Genomic DNA, 17417 nt, shown 5'->3' on the forward strand with positions numbered 1-17417 from the left:
CCTAGCGGGACAGCAGCCCCAGAAAACGGAAAAGCGCGGCACCGTAGGCAATTCCCCCGGAAGCAAGGAACGTCCAGAACCCCATCATGAAGTTACGCCGCCGCACCCCGAACCAGAAGGAGAGTCCCAGAAGGAGGACAGCGAAGATCCGGCTCCAAAACCCGAGAAAGATGGTCGCAAACAGGTTTTGCCAGAACCCGATATACTCGCCGGCTCCCATGTGGCTCAGCGGATTCAGTTGATTGATCCAGTCCACCGACCCCTCCTAGAAAATCGGCCGAGCCCAGGCCAGATAGTTTGTTTTTTCAATCAAGCCAAAATAGCGGGAATCGAAGCTGTCTGGATGATCCCCCACCAGGAAGACCTCGCCTGCGGGAATCTTTCCGGTGAACAGAAACGGTGTCAGTGGCTCTCCATTTTGAGACGTCTCCTTGGCATGACCGAGAAATTCGTCGCCGCAAAAGAAATCTCGCCTCTTTTGACTCAATGTCTCTCCCTCGTCACACCCGACACGCTTGATAGCTCGAATATCCTGTCCATTGACCACCGTCTCGGGAACCGGCATACCTTTCAGGTTCGACGAAGGAAGATGAAACAGAACATATTGTCCATGCCGGACTTTGGACGTGTCTTGGGAGAGCCACCAGACCCGGTGTTTGACAGACGGTGTGAGTGTGACGCTGATTCTTCCGGGAAGAAAAGAGCCGGCGAATCCCGCCAGCAACAGGGAAAGAAGTAGAATCGTCCGCTTCTTGCGTGTTGTCACGGCTCGATCACCTCGACATTGCGCACCACGACATCTCCAAGGACTACCGCGTAACGTTTTGGGATGGTCTCCACAAGCTGTTCCAGCCGATCCATCCGCTTCTTCAGTTCGGCATCGTCAATGTCTCCCTGCAGGTACAATCCCTTCTGCTTTGCTAAAAACCCCTGGAGATCCACTGCCACGACCTTTTGCGCGATAAATCGGTCGTAGAGATAAACCGAGCCGAAAGAGATCGTCACCGAGACCAACACAGCGCAAAAAAAGATCCGGGCCGGGCTCCACCCAACTGGAGGGGGGGCGTCAGGTGGAGTCTCCAGCCCGGAAGGCGAATCGGTCGATTGCAAAGGGGAATCCTTTTCTTCTTCGTTCAACAGGGCCTCCGAATTCGGCAGGGCGATCTTTCCAGAGGGAATAACTGCCTTTATTAATTTCAGCGATTTCCAGAGAGGGCCAAAGCTATCTCCAAGGAACGCACCCCTTTTCACCTTGGGAATAGGGGCTGGGGGAAGGTCATGGAATCGGCTTCAACTTCTCCGCAAGCCGACGCAAATCTTTGTTCCCGGTTTCGCGAGCGAGGAGTTCAAGACCATAACCAAGGCTGGCGTCGCCATAGACGATCAAAGCTCTGCCGTTCACATTTCCATCAGGGGCAAAAGCTATGGCCGGCACCTTTTCAATCCCGGCTTGCCTGAACAGAGTCGGATCAACGATGAATGGAAGCTCGCGCATGGCACATTCGCCACCGGGTCCAAGTTCACAATGTGGATCTGCCTTCAAGACGTTCGCGATGAACGAGGAGGTTGGCCCTATGTGTTTCGCCCCGCCAACAAAGCCGCGCAGCACCATGACAAACCTGGAATCGTTCAGTCTTGCCATGTCCGCGACGTAGTTTCTGAGCGTCGTCAGGGGCATCGATGAAGAGACAAAAAGATAGATTCGATCCGAAGCGGGGCTGTCGGCAGCCTCGGTTTTTTCTCCTTTTGGGTTCTCTGCCGCCAGCCATTTCGCGCCGAAGAATTCATCCGCAAGCCTTTTGCGCTCGTGCTGAAGCCTCTTCTGAAAACCATCCGATTGATAAAGCCGGAAGAGATCCTCTGCGGCTTTTTGGGCCTCCGGGTCGATTTCAGGAAGAGCCACTTCGACGGTTTCGGCTTGTTCCATCAGAGGCCGAAGATTCTCCTCAAGGGATTCGGTTTCCCCTGCCGCGTTTGAGATGACCGGAGCAAGGATGAGCATCAAACCAAGGATAAACCGCTTCATGGCGAATACCCGATGCAGCACTTGTTCTTGCGGGTCAGAATCCAGAGGAAATTGTCCGGAGCGTTTGGCCCGGCCCCACCGGGAGGATTTTTGCCGCTGCCCCAGAGAAGGTCGCTACGACCGATGGGGATGCAGTCGTTTCCTTTGACCGGTCGGGCGATTTGCAGGCGATAATGGCTTTTGCGCCAAATCGGTGCCATGACCGGCCCGCAGGCGTTGCTCGCGGTGTCCCAAAGCAACATCTCCCGGCTGAGCTTGAAAAGCATTCGCGCCGCCAGCCCGGCGTTGGCCGTGGTGGCGTTTCTCTCCGAAATGGTCCCTGACAGCGGATAGGCGCTGCCCCAGCTTCCCATGCACCAGAAAAGCGAATCGAGAGGATACCCAAGGTTCGCGGCGGTACTGTCCGGGATGCACGAAAGCTGTGAGGCGGGATTTGCGAACAACAGGGCCTCGGGGTTGATCAGGAATGCCAGGGCATCGTTACTCCAGAGAGGGTCGACCTCTGTCATGTACGCCAGGTCGAAGCCTTCCTGCTCAAGGCAGGGAAAGTCCACGAACAGATCCATGATCGCGAAGACCGGCAGGATGTAATAGTGCGCCTGTTGGAACACCTGCGAGCCACCCGAAACGTCCTGATCATCGATGGAGCCGTTTAGAAGACCCGGCTGGGGATTGCTCATGGAGGTCCCCATCGAGGGGAAACAGTAGGCGTCATGGACGGTCTCGATCATTCTGGCCGGCTCGTAAAAGCTCGCCGTGACCCCGATGGTGAGGCTTCCACCATTGAAGCAGGCGCAGACCGGAGGTGAGGTGTTTTCCACAGGGACCTGCCCCTGGCTGTTACCCAGGGTAAGTTTCCCCCCGAACTGGATTGGGAAAATGCACTGCCAGCAAATATCCGTGACCGGGTTGATCGGTCTTGAGTCGCACTTCCCCCAGGCGCCGCCCGGAAAAAGAAAGCTACTGAACAGAAGAACGAGAATCAGGGATCTCAATTTCCTTAACCTCCATCAGGCGGCCTTTCCTGCTGATGACCGAAGGGACTGCGGCCAGCTTGAATCGCTCAAGGATGCGCCTGCCCGCATAAAACACGGCTCGGCCAAGTTGCTCCCCAACCCTTGAAAAGGCTCCTTGGGTCAGAAGAATCTGCGAGCCCGGCTCGCTCAGGAGCGAGGACCTCTTCAGCCAGTCCAACTGCTCGGGGTCATCTCCATCCAGAACCACGAGAGTCTGGTTGAAAGGAACGTAATCCAGAGGATTGAAGCGGTAACCACGGGGATAGAGAATTCCACCTCGCCCATCCGGCACATCGAATTCCAAGGTGTAGGTCATATCCACCAGAAAAGAGCGATCATGCGTGGCCCTCGGCAACGGAACCAGGTTCGACGGCCTGAAATCTTCGGGCTTTTCTTTGTCCAGAATGGACCGCCAGTTGACGTCCTTCGCTCTTTCCTCGATCTCCGTCAGAGCGTCGCGCTCCACGATAGGATAAACCTGACCAACCGTGCCGATGACTTTGGCTTGAGCTGGCGAGACGGCCAGAAAGCAGAGCACCAGAACCGGAATGGCCATTTTCAACGGAGCAATGTTCATCGTATCTGCTCGTAGTGGTCCTGAATCTTCTGCTGTACGGTGGTCTGGGCGTCCTGAATCTTCTGGGAGAGATTTTGCTGGATGTCCCCGAAGTATTCGGTCAGGTCAATCCGGGAAAAATCGAGCTGCTGAAATTCCTGCGGAGTGAATCCTCGGCAATTGGGGTTTTCGGCGGTGCCCCAGCCGCCACTGGGTCCGAAAGCCTTGAGTTGCGGCCTTCCCTGCTCCTGAACGATTCTTGCCATCTTCGAGTTGAAGCAGCAGAACCGCTTGGCTCGTTGCACGCAGCCGACGAATTTCCACTTCCGCTCGCAGACCGTCCCCAGATAATGGCAGTAGTCGGAGTTGGCCAGCATGGCGGTTTCGATATCCTCCGGGGAACACCCGTTGCCGAACATGACCTTCATCACCACCATGACCACGATGGCGATAGCGATCGTGGTGGGATTGAACAGGGCGCTTGCGTAGGACGACAGACCCGAAGTCACCGTGCCTGTCGTAGTCGCGGCACCAGCGGTCGCTGTGCCTTGGGCGGCCATGACGCCCGAGGCGGTTGCGGTCCCGGATGCGTAAGAAGCAGCGATGGTGCCGTTTGCCATGTTGTAGACCACGACCTGTCCGCCGTATTCCACGGCGGCCATGGCTCCGGTAGAGATCTGGTAGGAGTAGTAGCCAACCTGGGCCATTTCGTAGGCTGTTGAAATGGCGGAGGCCACGTTGTTGATTCTGCTCCCGGTGGTGGAGTCCATCAGGACGGGATCGCTGCTGTCACAACAGTCGTTCGCGTACCCGACGGACAGACCGGGAGGCCGGCAACGGGTTCCTTTGCCGCTGAAGATGTAGATCTCGCCAAGACAGTTTCCGTTGGCGTCCACCTGGCCATCGTTCTGAAGCATGGGGTCTTCGCTTGGCAGCAGCGACACGTCATTGGAGGGGTTCGCCACATCGATGCAGGGGTTGGGCGAACATTGAGGAGTCGCAGCCCCTGTGTCGAGGCAGGAGTATTCTCCCAGCGGGCAGGAATAGGTTTGCAGATCACACTTGCCCGTGGCCTGGTCATAGGTGCCAGTCGAACAGGTTGGTGTTGCCGTTGACGGGGTGAAACAGACACTCAAAGTCGGGTCATACTGCGCTCCGCCACACCCGGAAGTGAAGGGGGCTTCGCACCGGTTTCGCGACTCGATGTAGGTGAAGCCTGGAAGCGAACAGGTCTGCTCAATGATCGGCTCAGCGAAATCCCTCTGGCAATCGGTGGGCTGCACCGGGCAAAACCACTGGGAGGTGTCCTGCCCCCACAAAGGAGCTGAATAACAGGCCGCTGTTTCCCCTGCGGCGTCGGCGAAGCCATCACCATTGAGATCCGCACCGCAAGACATGACCGCCAGGGCGTTGATCGGCGCTCCCAGGATGAAGCAAACCAGAACAATAAAGGCGACCGCTCTTCTCATTTTGGCACCCCGTCAGAGCAAATGGTGTCCTGACCGGCCAGTCTGAGCATCTGCATGATGGTCGCCGCCTCGGCAAACTCGTTGAGGCACTGGCAGTCCTTGAGGATCTCCTCGCCCGGTTCGGTGGGACACCGGTCGTCGAAACAGGTGTGATACAGAATGTCGTAGCTGTCTGTGCTGGTCTTGAATTGCTCGGAATGTCCGGCGAGGACAGCTTGAGTGTCTTGTGTGGGCCGCCTGGTTTTACAGGCTTTCTCGCATTCGTCGTGATCGGGCAAATCCATCAGTCCGATGGTTCCGGAGGAGGAGACCCAGCCTCCGTTGCTCCGTTGCATATCCTGATAGCTGGCCGATGAGCTGCCAGTTGTCAGCGATCCGACGACCTGCCCGTATCTGGTCTTGGTGTCCGAAAAGTCGTAGACAGGCGATGAGCAGAAATAGATTCGTTCCTTGAGCCACCAGTCCTGAGTGATGGTCTCGGTACAATCCCCCTGGGTGAGGGTTTTCGATGAAGGCAGAGGCGTCAGACTGGTCGGGTTGGCGCTGTGGTAGGCTTGAACCCCGTCCACCTTCTCCTCCTGCAGCGAGCAATCGGCGCGGGAAGACAGGGCGGCGCACCCATCAAGGACGCTGGACTCGATGACACAGCGATCCGGCTTGAGACGGATACGCACGAAAGCGTAACCCTCCCCGCCTCCGGTTACGGAAACGCGGATCTTGGTCTGGATCTCTCCGTGGGTCTGGAAATAGCTGGTGACGTCCTGGTTCGGATTCCGGTTCCAGCTCGTGCTCAGTTCGCACGCTCCCGCCGTTTCCGGGGGAAAGTTGTTGTTCGGCCCGCTCCAGACCTTGGTGCCGCCGATCCAGATTTGCATGTAATCGTCCCATTTGGCGCGAACGATCGTGGCTGACTGGATCAGGTCCGGCTGTTTGACAAAAACCCGGAAATTCTTCTCAAAGATGGCGCATCGTCCACTCCAGTAGTTGTCCCCAACCTGGCCGAGAATGACGTCGATACAGTCCGGGCCGCAGTACTGGACGGCTCCGGTTCCACCCAGGGGAACGATCACATCGTTGATATTCGGTTTGCTCATGGTGATCAGACGACGCACATCGCAGACATTCTGCTGCTGGTTCGTGTTGAACCCGCTGACCAGATTGTAGAGACTGCTGGAATCACTGGACTGGGCCATGGCCATGCTTTGGGCTTGGCCGGGGATCGCCAAAGGATTGTTCAGGTAAGCCGTCTGTGGTGGCGGGACTGGAGACGCTGCTGAAGGCGCTCCACTTGCGTCCGTTGTGCGCGAGGCGTCCTGCCCGTAATAGGAGATCGTCGTGCTGTCGAGCCTCACGTCAGAAACCGTGAACCCCGCGTTCGCTTGTTGCATAGCCCCCACAACCCCGCCGCCGAGGTCCCTCAGAATGACCTGGGCATTGCTCCAGACCAGGTTGCTGCCGCAGTCGCTGTTGATGCAGTAACAGCCACCAACGTTATCCGGGGAGGTCCCCTGCAGGTTGACCCGGCCGGTGGAGTCTGCCGCCCAGAGATAGTGCTGGCAATCTGTCCAGGTCCCTGGAGCGCAGGCAATGATCCCATTGGCGCAGACCCCGGAGACCGGATAAGGAAGCCGATACGAATAATCGGTGGTGCCGTCGAAATTAAGATCCTCCCCGACGATCACGGTCGAGAGATCACCGGTTGGGCCGGGCTGCATGAAGACTTCGAGGAATTTCCTGGAACTGGGAAAGGAAAGCTGCCCGGGGAAAGCCGTACTGCCGTCCACGGTCTCAAGCGGAGACTCGGAGGAGGTCACCGGATTGAGGATGTTTTGCCGCAGCAAATCCTGAGAGCCAAACTTGCCTCGGATCGTCTCCCCGGCCGCTTGGCCCGCTGACTGGCCGGTGGCCATGTCTCCTGTCGCGGCCCCGAGTGAATTCGGGGGAAACAGGCTCAGTGTCGCGAAACTAGCGGCGACGATATTTGTCCACCATCGCTTTGATAGCTTCGGCATAGGACAATCCTTCCTGGACCAAATCCTCGATCTCGGCAATTTCATCGGCGTCCGAGGTGAATGCGTAGTAGCTGAAGGGATCGACCATCAGTCGCCCCACCCCGACGCCGAACGGTGTGTCCATGAAGATCTCCGAGTAACGGGGTTTGCGGCTCTTGACGCTTTTGAGCATCTGCATGGAAAACGGGTCGTAATTGATCAGCTTCTGGGCCGCCGCCCGCTCGAAGTCCCCCGATTCCAGGTAGAACTTGAAGGCGCTGTTCCCCTGGATGACGTCTCCGACAGGTCCGAACTGCTTGAGGTCGAGAATGGACTGGGTAATGACATTGAACGAGCCCTTGAATTTCCGGGCTCGCCGGTAGCCCTCCTCGATGACCTCCTGAAGGTGCCCCGACTTTCCGAGAAACTTCCACGCCTCGTCGAAAATGACGAACCGGGGTGTTTTGCGGTCCGAAAGATAGAGATCCTTGGTGACGGCATTGATGATCTGCAGGGTAACCACCCGGAAGAGTTCCTTCTTCGGCTCAAGGTGTTCCAACTCCAGCACCACGAAGTCGTCGTTCGAGATGTCAAAGGTCGAGGGGCCGTTGAAGAAGCGCCCGTAGGGTCCTCGGCTGGTGAAGTCTTCGATGTTGAACGCCAGCTTTTCCGCAGCCGCGAGGATCTCTCCGTTGTGCCCGCCATGATCCTTGTAATCCGAAAGGTAACGATGCACCGTGTCGACACCGGACGCGTTCCCCTCCTGGTCCCAAGCCCAACGCACCGCGTTCTTGATCAGCGTCATCTCGATCTCGCTCGGCGGTGTTTCGGTGGTCGAATAGACCATTTGGGCGATGATCGGCGCGATCACCGGGATGTCGTGTTCCGGCTCGATGATTTTGGTGAAGGGGTTGATGCAGATGTCCGCCTCGTCTGTGAAGTCCAGGTAACGGGCTCCGCACATCTTGGTCATCTTCTGGTAGCTGCCACCGATGTCGATGATGCGGATTTTGGCTCCGGCCGAAAAATAGTTGGTGACCAGGTAGTTGATGAAAAAGCTCTTGCCGGAACCGCTGGAAGCCGCGATGAAGGCATTGTGGTTGATTGCTTCCTTGTCCATCAGGTCGAGACCAGCGACCTGGCCCTTGCGCGAGGCGAAAATCATCTGCGGGCGTCCGACTCCGGAGAAATCCCCCTGGACAGGAAGGATGGTTGAAACCGTACCCGCAGGTACGATGTAGTCCCGCTCCAACTGGTCGACGTTTCTGCCGGTGTCGTAGAGACCGAATGGCAGCGCGGAGATCAGCATGACCGGAAGAATTCCGCGATCCTCCTGCATCAGGTATCCTTGGCCTTCCCAGAGTCGCCTTGCGCGATCCAGGGCTCGCCTGGCCTTGTCTGGAGCGTCATACACCCACATGACAGGGATGATCTTGTAGAATTTGGCCCCTTTGTCGATCTCGCCGGTCGCCCAGAGATATTCCTCCTTTTTGCGTGACAGACTCGGTGCGAACGAGCCGACGCCCTGCTGCATCAGGATCATGTTGCACTTGGCGTGCAGCTTGGTTTTCTGGTCCTCCAGCAGGACGTTCAAGCAGTAAAGAAACGGACCGGGAAGCTGGTCCGCGTCGGACGATCCCCCCTCGATGCCACCGAAGAGCTGATTGGTTTGCAGCGGGTTGACTTCCGGGGGGTATCCTTTGGGAGTCAGACAGCGCCACTCGCGCTCCCCGATGCGCACGTGGTCGAAAGCCTTGCTTGTCACCGTCTCCGCGAAGATCGCCTGCTTTCTGATCGGGATAGTCTCGTCGTAATGCCCAAGATCCCCGGAAGGAGAATCGTTCAGCAACCGGCGAAGCCAGTCGAGCAGGTGCGACGGTGTTACCGACTTGGGATGGAGTGACGCGCCGGCCAGCGCTTCCTCGGCCATGCCGGCGATATCGGCCACGTTGGCTTTTTTATCTCGGGGCCATTTCGCAGAGAAAAAGACCCGGAAATTCCTCAGCAGCGGTCCGGTTGTCTCCCAACCCCCCGTCGCCCCGGTGCGAAAATGGTCCGTAAGGGCGGAGGAGATTTGCTCGAACAACTCCCCTCGTTTGCCTTTGAGGTTTTTGAAGTCCGCCAAGATCGGGTCGACATGGGGATCTCCGTGCAGGATGAACTGGAGAATGGTTCCTGCCGGGAAGTCGATGCGGAAAAGTCCATCCAGGGCCCGCATGGTTTTTTCACCGGCAAAGACAACCGGCGAGCATTCCCAGAGCAGTCCAAGGGTGTCGTCGTTGTTCAAGTAGATTCTGGTGTCCGGATCGTAGGCGATATAGGGCAGATAGCTTGACAGCGTGCTACGCCGCGTATCACGAGCCAGTTGCCCTTTTGTCAGCCCCCCGTCACCAAAAAGAAGGGTTGCAAGACCCATTATTGCTCTCCCATGGGCGTTTTCGTCGGGTCGGTCAAGATCCAGCGCGGACGGTCGGTGAAAATGTAGGCGTAGCGGTAGAGATAGAGTTCCTCGTCCTTCCCCTCATAGGGAAGCATCAGAACCCGCATCACTTTGGACGGAACGACCATCGGCGTTTCCGGTTCCTTCAGCAATCCGGCCATGCGTCCATAAAGAGCCTCTTGATAATCTCCAGTGCTCGGCTGGCTCGACATGCCGAGCGGATTCCCTCTCGACTCGTGATAGGCGTCCTCAACGGACACGCATTTTCCGTTGTCCGTCTCCGGGCATTTGAAGTCGCCTGCGTAAGGATTCAGACAGCCGCTCAACGTCAGGAGCAAAAAAGGGGAAAGCAGCAACCATCTCATCAATTTTTCTCCTTATCGGGATCTCGCAGCTCCAGCATGATTCCCTCTTCAATCACCAGCGTGACATCCTTCGTCGCGCCAACCTCGATGACAGGCAATGCCTGTTTGGCGAGGTCGAGGTAGAACTTCTGGGTGTCCTTGAATGCGGAAGCCAGGCCGCTCCCGGCCCCGTATTGCAGGGCATCGCCGGTATTGATCGTCTGCGTTGTCCCAAGAGGACTTGTGCTGGTTATGGTGTTTTGGGCCGCGACATATTCCCCGAGCCCACCGAAAAATCCCGCGATCATGGACCTGGCGATCGCACTGCCCATCCTGCTGACGACTCTCCCCTTGAGGCCAATCTTGCCGTCCTGGTCTACGAGGAACCCTTTGATTTTCTGGTCGATGACCGACTGCCCTTCCCGGGTCAGGCAGGAAAGGGAAACCAGTCGCATGTGTGCTCGCTCGTCAGCGAGGTTCCCAAGCCCCTCCGCGATAACGAAGCACCCCTTGAGATCCGCTTTGACGCTGTTCGGCAATACCGCCAGGTCCTTGATTCGGAGCAACGCCGGGACTGGGCTCCCTTTTGCGGATTCCGAGGTCGGTGCGTCCAGGCCGGAAAGTAGGGTCGCCGCCATGAAGGAGGGAGGAAGATAGATCCTCTGACCATCCGCTTTTTTTTTATCCGCGACGATCTCCGACACCGGGGCCGAAATCATGCCGATGTCACCGACGGCGACAATCTCCTCGGGAGGAGGCGGCGCTGCGGATTGCGACGGCATCGCGGGATAAACCGTCCCTGGAGGAGGTGGCGGAGGGTATTTCAAGGTGTCTACCGTGGTCACTGGACGCTCCGTTGATGGAGGACCCGGACTGTTCTCCTGACCTTCTTTTTCCCTGTCCTGGTCCTTTTCCATCAAGGTGGCCAGTTGCCCCCGCAGCTCCTCCATCTGGCGGTCGCGTTTCGCCAGCTCTCTTTGTGATTGTTGGTACAGGGACTTCTGCAGCATGCCCGGCGATTGAATCAGAGATGTGGACTTCTCCTCGGTACGCGGATGCGGGACGGGTTTGGATCGCATTTGGTAACCACCCGCGCCCAGCAACAAGACCAGGGCGATCGTCCCGGCCAGAACGAACTTTCTCTTTCGTTCGGGAGCAAGGGTTTTCCAGGTTTCCTTAAGGGCCATCTGTCCCCTCCTCATTGACCGGCTGGAATACCGGCTTTTTACTTCCGGAGGCCTTGTCCACGGTCTGTTTGATCATTGGTGATGGAGAATCAGGGTCTCTTCGCTCCACAACAAAAACCCTGGAATGACTCCCATCGCTCAAGAGCAATTCATCCACCGCGACCGCCAGTGGCTGACTGGTCAATTCGGAGCGGAGAAATTCCTGCTCTGTCAGGCGGACCGGTTCCGTTCCGGATTTGAGAGAGACTCGATATTCGCGCACAGCGAGACCTTCGCCCTCAACGACGATTTCCCGGGTGAAGCTCATCCAGAGCACGGGGAAGAGATTTATCTGGCGGTTGACGACTCTGACCTCATAGCTCTCGGGGAGCTGGTCGGTGTAGGTCTGCCGGATCAGGGTGAGGATCTTTTTCTCCAACGGCATCCCGTTGAAGAGGGAGAGGTTTTGCTGGATTTTCTGTTTCTTCCCGCTTGATAGGCGAATGGTTTGCGCCGGGACTCTTTGAGGCATTCCAACCAGACTGTAGATATCTCCTCCGCAGACCACATAGAATTCGGAAGGAACTTCGGTGTAGATCATCTCCTCCCCTTTTTTGATGACCTGGAATTTGAGGAAGGCGTTGCCGTCGGTGATCTTCACCTTGACGCCTTTCTCCTGGCTGAACACCACATCCTTGATGCCATCTGGGCACACCAGGCGATTAACGTCGGTGTTTGATAGTCTCACCTTGGTTGTCACTTCCGGCAGGATGACCGTGGGCCAAACCTCAGAGATTCCCTTATCGGCATAAGCAAGGGTCAAGGACCCCGCCCATACGAGACCGCCCAAAATGGCGATTTGCATTCGATTCCAGCGCATTAATTCTTCCTCTCCGCAAAGTCATTGATCCAGAAACGGCCATCCCGGATTTGATAGGCGAGCCTGTAGACCAACTGTTTTTCATCCGTTTTCTGGTCTTGGACAAACATCTGCCGGGTTCCGGTGATGTCGAGGATTTTCTGCTCCGGGTGGTTGGTCATGTCCGCGATAAAGAAGACGCTCGACGCTCCGGCCGTCTCCACTGTGTCCGCTGCCTCATAGAGCTGCTCCTTCGCGCTTGCGAAGCGCTCCGGAGAGAACAGGGACAAGAGCTCTTCATATTGCTGTCTTACGGTTCCGGGGTTGTAGCTCAGGCCAAGCCCGGCGACATACCGTCCCATTTCACGCAAATAGGTCGTATCCGCCGAGGAACCGGATACCGACACCTTGTTCGGGTTGCCTACCGGGATCAGGATGGTGCGCTTCTGATCCAAAACAGAGAAGAGGAGCAAGCAGTTGAAGACCTGCAGCCCTCCGATCAGAAAAACGATCAGCCTTAACAAGCGCCGTTCCGCGAAGAGATTGCTGGTCTTCTGCACGAAGAGATCGAACTTCATTCGACGAACTCCTCTTCGAAAAAGGTCGGATAGCCGTGCAGCTTGGTCCAGCCGATCATGTAAAACATGTGCCGCAAAAATCCTCGTGGATAGCGGCGCTTCAACAGTCCATAGGTCACCGGGCCAGCAATCATTCCCAACCAGAAGATTCCTCCAAAAACCATGGCGAGCAGATACCCGATGACCATGATGGAAAGGTCATCCGGTTCAAACCAAAGGAGTTGGTAGGGGCTGGAAAGGTATTGGGGCATTTTCTTTTCCATGGGCTTCTCCAAAGAAGGGGGGGCGGGGACCCCCTTTCCTTTTCAGATCATCATTCCAAGGCTTGTGACGATTGTGTCTGCCTTGATGACCATGCCTCCAGCGGCGACTGTGAACGCGGCGGGGAGGTATGCGCCACGCGGCAGCATGGATGCCCCCCAGATCACGAGAGCCAGGCCGGCGATGAAGCCGATGGCTCCCTGGAGCATTTTCACAACCACAATGTCGTACATGGTGTAGGCGAATCCGGTCGTTGCCGGAGCGGTGATGGCCAGCACGGGGCCGGCGCAGAAAAGCAGTAGAAGAGTGAAGAGAAACACCTTTTTCATCGGAAAAACTCCTTCATTGTTTTGATGGTTGGTCGAGCAAGGCGGCGATTGCGGCGAGATCGGCACCCTTGATTGCGGTTCCGTCAACCCAGATGGTCGGTGTTCCCCGCACACCGAGCATTCCTCCGAGCTGCAGATGCTCGTCCAGGAGAGTTTCTTGGCAACCGTTCGCCAGTGGTGGTAAGGCCTCGCTATCCCATGCCCCGGCATAGACCTCTCGCATGGCCCTTTCTCTGTCATCACTGCACAGGATGTATCGAGCCTTGGGCGCAGCTTTCGGATGGAGTCCTGCGATTGGGTAAAAGAAAACATGCCGGGTCACGTCTGAACGATTCGCGAAAAATGCGTCGACCTTGCGGCAGAAAGGGCAATCCGGATCGGTGAACTCAATCACCTGGTGTGGGCCATTGCCGATGGTCAGCGATTTCTGGAGAGGGAGGCGCTTGATCTTTTCCGCGATGACCTGTTCACGGCGTTCAGCAGTGAGGCTGCGACCATCCTTGGTCCAGATTTCTCCGAAAACGAGGTGACCGGTCGGGCTGAAGTAAAAAATCTGATCACCCGCTGTTACCTCGAAGAGCCCGGGTATTGGCGTTGGACCAAACCCGTCAATAGTCGTATTGGGCAGAAGCTGGGAAAGCTGATCGACAGGATCTCCAGCCGGGTCTTCTGCGAGTGCGGGCTGAATTCCTAAAAACGCAGCCAGTATCAGACAAAGGGTAAATCTCATTTTTCCTCCTCGATGACGACCCTTCGGTTTTTACTCAGGTCCGTGGTGGACACAGGGCAGCACTCGCCCTTGCCTATGACGGTGGTGAGGGTGACCCCTCGACTTTGTAGATAATTGGCGACCGCTTCGGCTCTGCTCCGGGACAGCTTGTCGTTGTAAGCCTCTTTACCGATCGAGCAGGTATAGCCAGTGACTTTCACTTTGATGTTGTGTGGGATCTTGTTCAGAAGGTCTAAATCGTCCCTGTTTAAACTGGATGAATTAAGGCCGAAATTGACTGTCCATCCGGAATCGGGTGGCAATGCGGAGGCAGCGTGATGACTCTCCTCCTGGCGGATGAGAGCGGATAGTTGGACCGGCTTTAGGGCCTTCAGGTGAGCTTCTTCGCAGTTTTGGGTTATGACAAACCCATTGCTGGATTGGCTGGAAACAACTGGTCCGAAATCGACGGCCGTGACTTGACGACAGATCGAATCAGCCCAAGCACTGCTGGTAAGCAGAATTGCCAGGCAGATTGGCAGGAATTTTTTCACAGAGCCCTCCGGGAATTTGATCTCGTTCCCGGAATGGGGAGGGGGGGAAGATGTCTATGGACGGGGGGCTGGGTATAAAATCAAATGGCAGGCCGCTCAGAGAGCGTTCTTGTTGCGGATTTCCTCAGCGAACGTCTTTAGGGAGACATTCTCACCTGACAGATCATCGAAGGCAAATGGGTTGAGAAACTGTCGACCCCATAACAATCTGCGATCAGTTTCGTTGAGATCGGCCTTCTGGCAGACTTCATTCCAGCAATCACCAATCATCGTAAGCTGATGGCTGACAATCTCGCGGGCTTCATCTGGTGACAAGAGATATTGGTGTGCGGCGTCAAGACATGAGGAGACTCGGCTCATGCGATTGTCGCCGCCGATCAGCATGGCTTGGGTCGCCTCGTTTCCGCTGCGTCCTTGCGGGCAGATATCATACGCCGGGGTCAGGGAAAGGGTCTCGCCATTCCAGAAAGCCGCATGATTCCTGGCATGGTCGTCGGTGTTGCCGACGAGAATATTGAAGACGATACGGGCAAAGAGCTCCTTCAGCGTCGCCTGGGCCTCGGTGAATTTGTGCCGAACGATCTCAGCCAGATCCTGGTAGCTGGCGTAGCGGGCCATCATTTCATCTAGGCCCAGCAGGGTGAGGGCCGAAAGCATGGGGCGTCGTTGCCAGCCTTTTTCAGACCAGATGCGGTCAAAGCGCTCAATCAGCAAGACATCCTTTCCCAACGCCGAGGTCATATCCACCTCGGCGGCATGGAGCCCGCTCAGTTTAGCCAGACGCATGGCGATAAATTCAGCCTTGACGACACTGTAGAGATCGGTCGTCGAGGAAAATTTCGCGATATATTTCTTGTTCTGATGTTCGATAAGAGCCTTGGGACGTGCCCCGCCGATCGAGCTGCCATGATGCAGGGCCTCGTCAAGGTCTGCATTCAGGGGGACACCTTTTTCAACCCGCTCGGCGGAGCGCAGCAACTCCTCAAGGGAGGCGTTCACCGGGGATCGAGGTACATATTCGACCGGTGAAAGTTGAAAATCGAGTGCTCCGATACGATCGGAACCGGATTCGAGCAGATAGGTCAGTTCGTCAAGTTGAGAGACATCCGCGTTTTTCCCTTTGCGACCGAGCAACCGGTTCAGCAGCACCCGACGACCCCAGGCGTCCGGGGCTCCATCACGGATGCAACCGGGGATGGTCAGCCCCTTCGGCAGTGGAAGCGCCCCTGGTCGCAAAGGGAGTTCACGGTCATAGATGGAGATGGCGTTGTCTCGTTCGAGATAACTTTTGCCGTAGTTGAAAACCAGCGTGTCCCCTTCCGCCGTCAGTTTTCCGGCGACGACCGGCTCGATTTCGCCCGGCAGCCAGATCCAGACGTAGGCTTCGGTGTATTTTTCTGGCTTAGAATTCATCGTCGACCGGTTTTCTGCTGGGGTGAATATGCTTGGGAAGCAGGGCGATCCGCTCGTCGGCCTCAAGGATTCGCCCTCTTAGTGTTTCGCTATCCGCATCAAAAAGTTTGATCCCGACAAGGGTCGCGACTTCAAAGACCAGCCCGATCTTGCAGGCCATGTCACCTTTTTCAATCCGCTGCAGGGTCGCCCTGGCAATCCCGGCACGCTCAGCAAGCTCGGTTTCAGACCAGCGCCGTTGCTTGCGTCCAAGCTGGATCTGCTTGCCGAGCAGCTTGACAGCTTCCATGGTGTATTTCGAAAAAGGCCGTGCCTGAGTCATCGCTTTTCTCAATCCCGGTTTCTGGTGACAGCCGTTCAATCCTGCATTTCCTCTGTAAGACTATGCTGGATGGAGATCGTACTGTCAAGAAAAATGACTCATATAGAAGGCTTATTGAATGAATATGGCCTATATATGAGTCATTAATTGCAGTCTCATTCAAATTTGAAGATGTCGTCCAGATTGGTTTTCACCTTTTCGATGGACGCGGGCGGATTTTCTGCCGGGACGACCTCTTTGGGCGCGGGAGTTGGTGCCCGCTGCTTTTTCAAAGCGAGATAGGAGGCAAGTTGCTCCTGCCCTTGGGGTGTAGACAAAAAATGCCGCAACGCTTCAACGATAAAAGCGGATTGCTTCCTTGTCTTGCGCAATGCGTCCAGGGCCTTGATGACATTTGGATCGTGAACCGTCAACCTCAGCATCCGGTTTGCCATGCTGCTCCTCCTGGTTACCCATCGGCCAACGCGAAGCCCGCCGCATTGGCGAATTCAGGTTCCGGCAGGATTTTGATATTGACCCTGTTTGAGGAGATGGTGTCACGAATCAGGGTGGCACCACCGCCAAAGACCAGAACGTTGTCAAAGGCCGCTTTCAATCCTAGGTGTGCCTGGAGTTCGCCGTTGATGTCTCTCAGCACATCCTCGATGTAGGCTTTAGCCGCCGTTTCAATCTCCTTGCTGATGTCGTGCCGCTCGAATCCATATTGGATGTAGCCGTGTTCGATCAGATAGCTGACCTCGACCGGCGTGAAAGTGCGAGAGGGGGCAAGCTCCCTGATGTTCGGCAGCAGCAGCTGGATGGCCATCTGGTGAACCCCTCGTTTGTAAAAAGTGTCACCGTAGATGATATTCCTGTTTCCTGCCGCGAATAACGTGAAAATGACGGTATTGAATCCGATGTCCACAGCCAGAACGTTTCCATTGGTGCCGGGGTTCTGGTCAAGGAAGAGTCGAACTCCGCCGAGGCCCTGGGGCAGGACTCGAACATCCGGCCAGCCACTGCCATTCAGAACTTTGGTCAAGGTACTAACGACGCCGGCCGGGCGGTCCTTTTCTGCTGCCCAGGCTCCGTAGGGCAGGCCCACGATGAGGGGTGTCTCCTTGGGAACCTTGCCGGCATTGAACGCTGCATCGACGAAGGTGGGATAGAAGTGCACCAGATCCTCCACGGTTTTCAGGTAACTGGAGCCGGCTGTCATGAGGGCGTCATCACCAACAAGGATTTGGCCATCGTGGGTACGACGATAGGCGGAGATGATCCGGCCTCTCTTTTCTCCATACACCCATTTCAGGGCAGAAAAACCAAGATCGCAGACAAAGACCATTTTGTTTCCCCTTTCGCTTACGGTTTTGTTTACTTCGCTGAGGATTGTTTACTTTTTTGT

The 17417-nt window shown here is 56.3% G+C and carries 21 protein-coding genes; all 21 read right to left on the reverse strand.

The window, feature by feature from the left end; all coding sequences use genetic code 11:
* Position 1 precedes the first annotated feature (1 nt).
* On the reverse strand, positions 2-256 hold the full coding sequence (locus DBW_RS01730; protein WP_066723336.1) for a hypothetical protein: 255 nt from the start codon (positions 254-256) through the stop codon (positions 2-4).
* 9 nt (positions 257-265) lie between these two features.
* Positions 266-766 carry a S26 family signal peptidase gene (locus DBW_RS18005; RefSeq protein WP_082820130.1) on the reverse strand — a complete coding sequence of 167 codons (501 nt, stop codon included), beginning with the start codon at positions 764-766 and terminating at the stop codon, positions 266-268.
* Positions 763-1137, reverse strand: a complete 375-nt coding sequence (locus DBW_RS01740) for a hypothetical protein (protein WP_157471696.1) — start codon at positions 1135-1137, stop codon at positions 763-765. Before DBW_RS01740 ends, DBW_RS18005 begins: the two co-directional genes overlap by 4 nt.
* A 139-nt stretch (positions 1138-1276) precedes the next feature.
* Positions 1277-2026 (reverse strand): type-F conjugative transfer system pilin assembly protein TrbC, encoded by a 750-nt coding sequence (locus DBW_RS01745; RefSeq protein ID WP_066723347.1) that lies wholly within the window; start codon positions 2024-2026, stop codon positions 1277-1279.
* Positions 2023-3021 (reverse strand): TraU family protein, encoded by a 999-nt coding sequence (locus DBW_RS01750; protein WP_066723349.1) that lies wholly within the window; start codon positions 3019-3021, stop codon positions 2023-2025. The genes DBW_RS01745 and DBW_RS01750 overlap by 4 nt, the downstream gene beginning before the upstream one ends.
* Positions 2987-3619 (reverse strand): hypothetical protein, encoded by a 633-nt coding sequence (locus DBW_RS01755; protein ID WP_066723351.1) that lies wholly within the window; start codon positions 3617-3619, stop codon positions 2987-2989. Before DBW_RS01755 ends, DBW_RS01750 begins: the two co-directional genes overlap by 35 nt.
* Positions 3616-5067, reverse strand: a complete 1452-nt coding sequence (gene traN / locus DBW_RS01760; protein WP_066723354.1) for a conjugal transfer protein TraN — start codon at positions 5065-5067, stop codon at positions 3616-3618. Before traN ends, DBW_RS01755 begins: the two co-directional genes overlap by 4 nt.
* Positions 5064-7079, reverse strand: coding sequence for a hypothetical protein (locus DBW_RS01765; protein WP_197463796.1), 2016 nt, complete (start codon positions 7077-7079; stop codon positions 5064-5066). The genes traN and DBW_RS01765 overlap by 4 nt, the downstream gene beginning before the upstream one ends.
* Positions 7033-9474, reverse strand: a complete 2442-nt coding sequence (locus DBW_RS01770; RefSeq protein ID WP_066723359.1) for a TraC family protein — start codon at positions 9472-9474, stop codon at positions 7033-7035. Before DBW_RS01770 ends, DBW_RS01765 begins: the two co-directional genes overlap by 47 nt.
* Positions 9474-9863, reverse strand: a complete 390-nt coding sequence (locus tag DBW_RS01775; protein WP_066723362.1) for a TraV family lipoprotein — start codon at positions 9861-9863, stop codon at positions 9474-9476. Before DBW_RS01775 ends, DBW_RS01770 begins: the two co-directional genes overlap by 1 nt.
* Positions 9863-11029 (reverse strand): TraB/VirB10 family protein, encoded by a 1167-nt coding sequence (locus tag DBW_RS01780; RefSeq protein WP_066723365.1) that lies wholly within the window; start codon positions 11027-11029, stop codon positions 9863-9865. The genes DBW_RS01775 and DBW_RS01780 overlap by 1 nt, the downstream gene beginning before the upstream one ends.
* Complete coding sequence (locus tag DBW_RS01785; protein WP_066723368.1) at positions 11019-11888, reverse strand: type-F conjugative transfer system secretin TraK; 870 nt, start codon at positions 11886-11888, stop codon at positions 11019-11021. Before DBW_RS01785 ends, DBW_RS01780 begins: the two co-directional genes overlap by 11 nt.
* Positions 11888-12445, reverse strand: coding sequence for a type IV conjugative transfer system protein TraE (locus DBW_RS01790; RefSeq protein ID WP_066723370.1), 558 nt, complete (start codon positions 12443-12445; stop codon positions 11888-11890). The genes DBW_RS01785 and DBW_RS01790 overlap by 1 nt, the downstream gene beginning before the upstream one ends.
* Complete coding sequence (locus DBW_RS01795) at positions 12442-12708, reverse strand: type IV conjugative transfer system protein TraL (RefSeq protein ID WP_066723377.1); 267 nt, start codon at positions 12706-12708, stop codon at positions 12442-12444. The genes DBW_RS01790 and DBW_RS01795 overlap by 4 nt, the downstream gene beginning before the upstream one ends.
* Positions 12709-12750: 42 nt before the next feature.
* Positions 12751-13035, reverse strand: a complete 285-nt coding sequence (locus tag DBW_RS01800) for a hypothetical protein (RefSeq protein ID WP_066723379.1) — start codon at positions 13033-13035, stop codon at positions 12751-12753.
* Positions 13036-13048: 13 nt separating this feature from the next.
* Positions 13049-13765, reverse strand: coding sequence for a DsbC family protein (locus DBW_RS01805; RefSeq protein WP_066723381.1), 717 nt, complete (start codon positions 13763-13765; stop codon positions 13049-13051).
* Positions 13762-14298 carry an OmpA family protein gene (locus DBW_RS01810; protein WP_066723383.1) on the reverse strand — a complete coding sequence of 179 codons (537 nt, stop codon included), beginning with the start codon at positions 14296-14298 and terminating at the stop codon, positions 13762-13764. Before DBW_RS01810 ends, DBW_RS01805 begins: the two co-directional genes overlap by 4 nt.
* Positions 14299-14394: 96 nt before the next feature.
* A complete protein-coding gene (locus DBW_RS01815; protein ID WP_066723386.1) occupies positions 14395-15711 on the reverse strand; it encodes a type II toxin-antitoxin system HipA family toxin in 1317 nt (438 codons plus the stop codon).
* Positions 15701-16045, reverse strand: coding sequence for a helix-turn-helix transcriptional regulator (locus tag DBW_RS01820; RefSeq protein ID WP_231875371.1), 345 nt, complete (start codon positions 16043-16045; stop codon positions 15701-15703). Before DBW_RS01820 ends, DBW_RS01815 begins: the two co-directional genes overlap by 11 nt.
* Before the next feature lie 143 nt (positions 16046-16188).
* A complete protein-coding gene (locus DBW_RS01825; protein ID WP_066723392.1) occupies positions 16189-16467 on the reverse strand; it encodes a hypothetical protein in 279 nt (92 codons plus the stop codon).
* Between the two features lie 14 nt (positions 16468-16481).
* Positions 16482-17357 (reverse strand): ParM/StbA family protein, encoded by an 876-nt coding sequence (locus tag DBW_RS01830; RefSeq protein WP_066723395.1) that lies wholly within the window; start codon positions 17355-17357, stop codon positions 16482-16484.
* Positions 17358-17417: the final 60 nt, after the last annotated feature.

The organism is Desulfuromonas sp. DDH964 (genome assembly GCF_001611275.1).
In the GTDB taxonomy this organism is placed as follows: domain Bacteria; phylum Desulfobacterota; class Desulfuromonadia; order Desulfuromonadales; family DDH964; genus DDH964.

What these genes read in the sequence shown, in the direction of transcription:
- DBW_RS01785 (WP_066723368.1), bottom strand. Translation starts at nt 11,888, where the DNA reads ATGCGCTGGAATCGAATGCAAATCGCCATTTTGGGCGGTCTCGTATGG.
- DBW_RS01765 (WP_197463796.1), bottom strand. Translation starts at nt 7,079, where the DNA reads ATGCCGAAGCTATCAAAGCGATGGTGGACAAATATCGTCGCCGCTAGT.
- DBW_RS01745 (WP_066723347.1), bottom strand. Translation starts at nt 2,026, where the DNA reads ATGAAGCGGTTTATCCTTGGTTTGATGCTCATCCTTGCTCCGGTCATC.
- traN (WP_066723354.1), bottom strand. Translation starts at nt 5,067, where the DNA reads ATGAGAAGAGCGGTCGCCTTTATTGTTCTGGTTTGCTTCATCCTGGGA.
- DBW_RS01795 (WP_066723377.1), bottom strand. Translation starts at nt 12,708, where the DNA reads ATGGAAAAGAAAATGCCCCAATACCTTTCCAGCCCCTACCAACTCCTT.
- DBW_RS01830 (WP_066723395.1), bottom strand. Translation starts at nt 17,357, where the DNA reads ATGGTCTTTGTCTGCGATCTTGGTTTTTCTGCCCTGAAATGGGTGTAT.
- DBW_RS01770 (WP_066723359.1), bottom strand. Translation starts at nt 9,474, where the DNA reads ATGGGTCTTGCAACCCTTCTTTTTGGTGACGGGGGGCTGACAAAAGGG.
- DBW_RS01775 (WP_066723362.1), bottom strand. Translation starts at nt 9,863, where the DNA reads ATGAGATGGTTGCTGCTTTCCCCTTTTTTGCTCCTGACGTTGAGCGGC.
- DBW_RS01790 (WP_066723370.1), bottom strand. Translation starts at nt 12,445, where the DNA reads ATGAAGTTCGATCTCTTCGTGCAGAAGACCAGCAATCTCTTCGCGGAA.
- DBW_RS01815 (WP_066723386.1), bottom strand. Translation starts at nt 15,711, where the DNA reads ATGAATTCTAAGCCAGAAAAATACACCGAAGCCTACGTCTGGATCTGG.
- DBW_RS01825 (WP_066723392.1), bottom strand. Translation starts at nt 16,467, where the DNA reads ATGGCAAACCGGATGCTGAGGTTGACGGTTCACGATCCAAATGTCATC.
- DBW_RS01805 (WP_066723381.1), bottom strand. Translation starts at nt 13,765, where the DNA reads ATGAGATTTACCCTTTGTCTGATACTGGCTGCGTTTTTAGGAATTCAG.
- DBW_RS01800 (WP_066723379.1), bottom strand. Translation starts at nt 13,035, where the DNA reads ATGAAAAAGGTGTTTCTCTTCACTCTTCTACTGCTTTTCTGCGCCGGC.
- DBW_RS01755 (WP_066723351.1), bottom strand. Translation starts at nt 3,619, where the DNA reads ATGAACATTGCTCCGTTGAAAATGGCCATTCCGGTTCTGGTGCTCTGC.
- DBW_RS01780 (WP_066723365.1), bottom strand. Translation starts at nt 11,029, where the DNA reads ATGGCCCTTAAGGAAACCTGGAAAACCCTTGCTCCCGAACGAAAGAGA.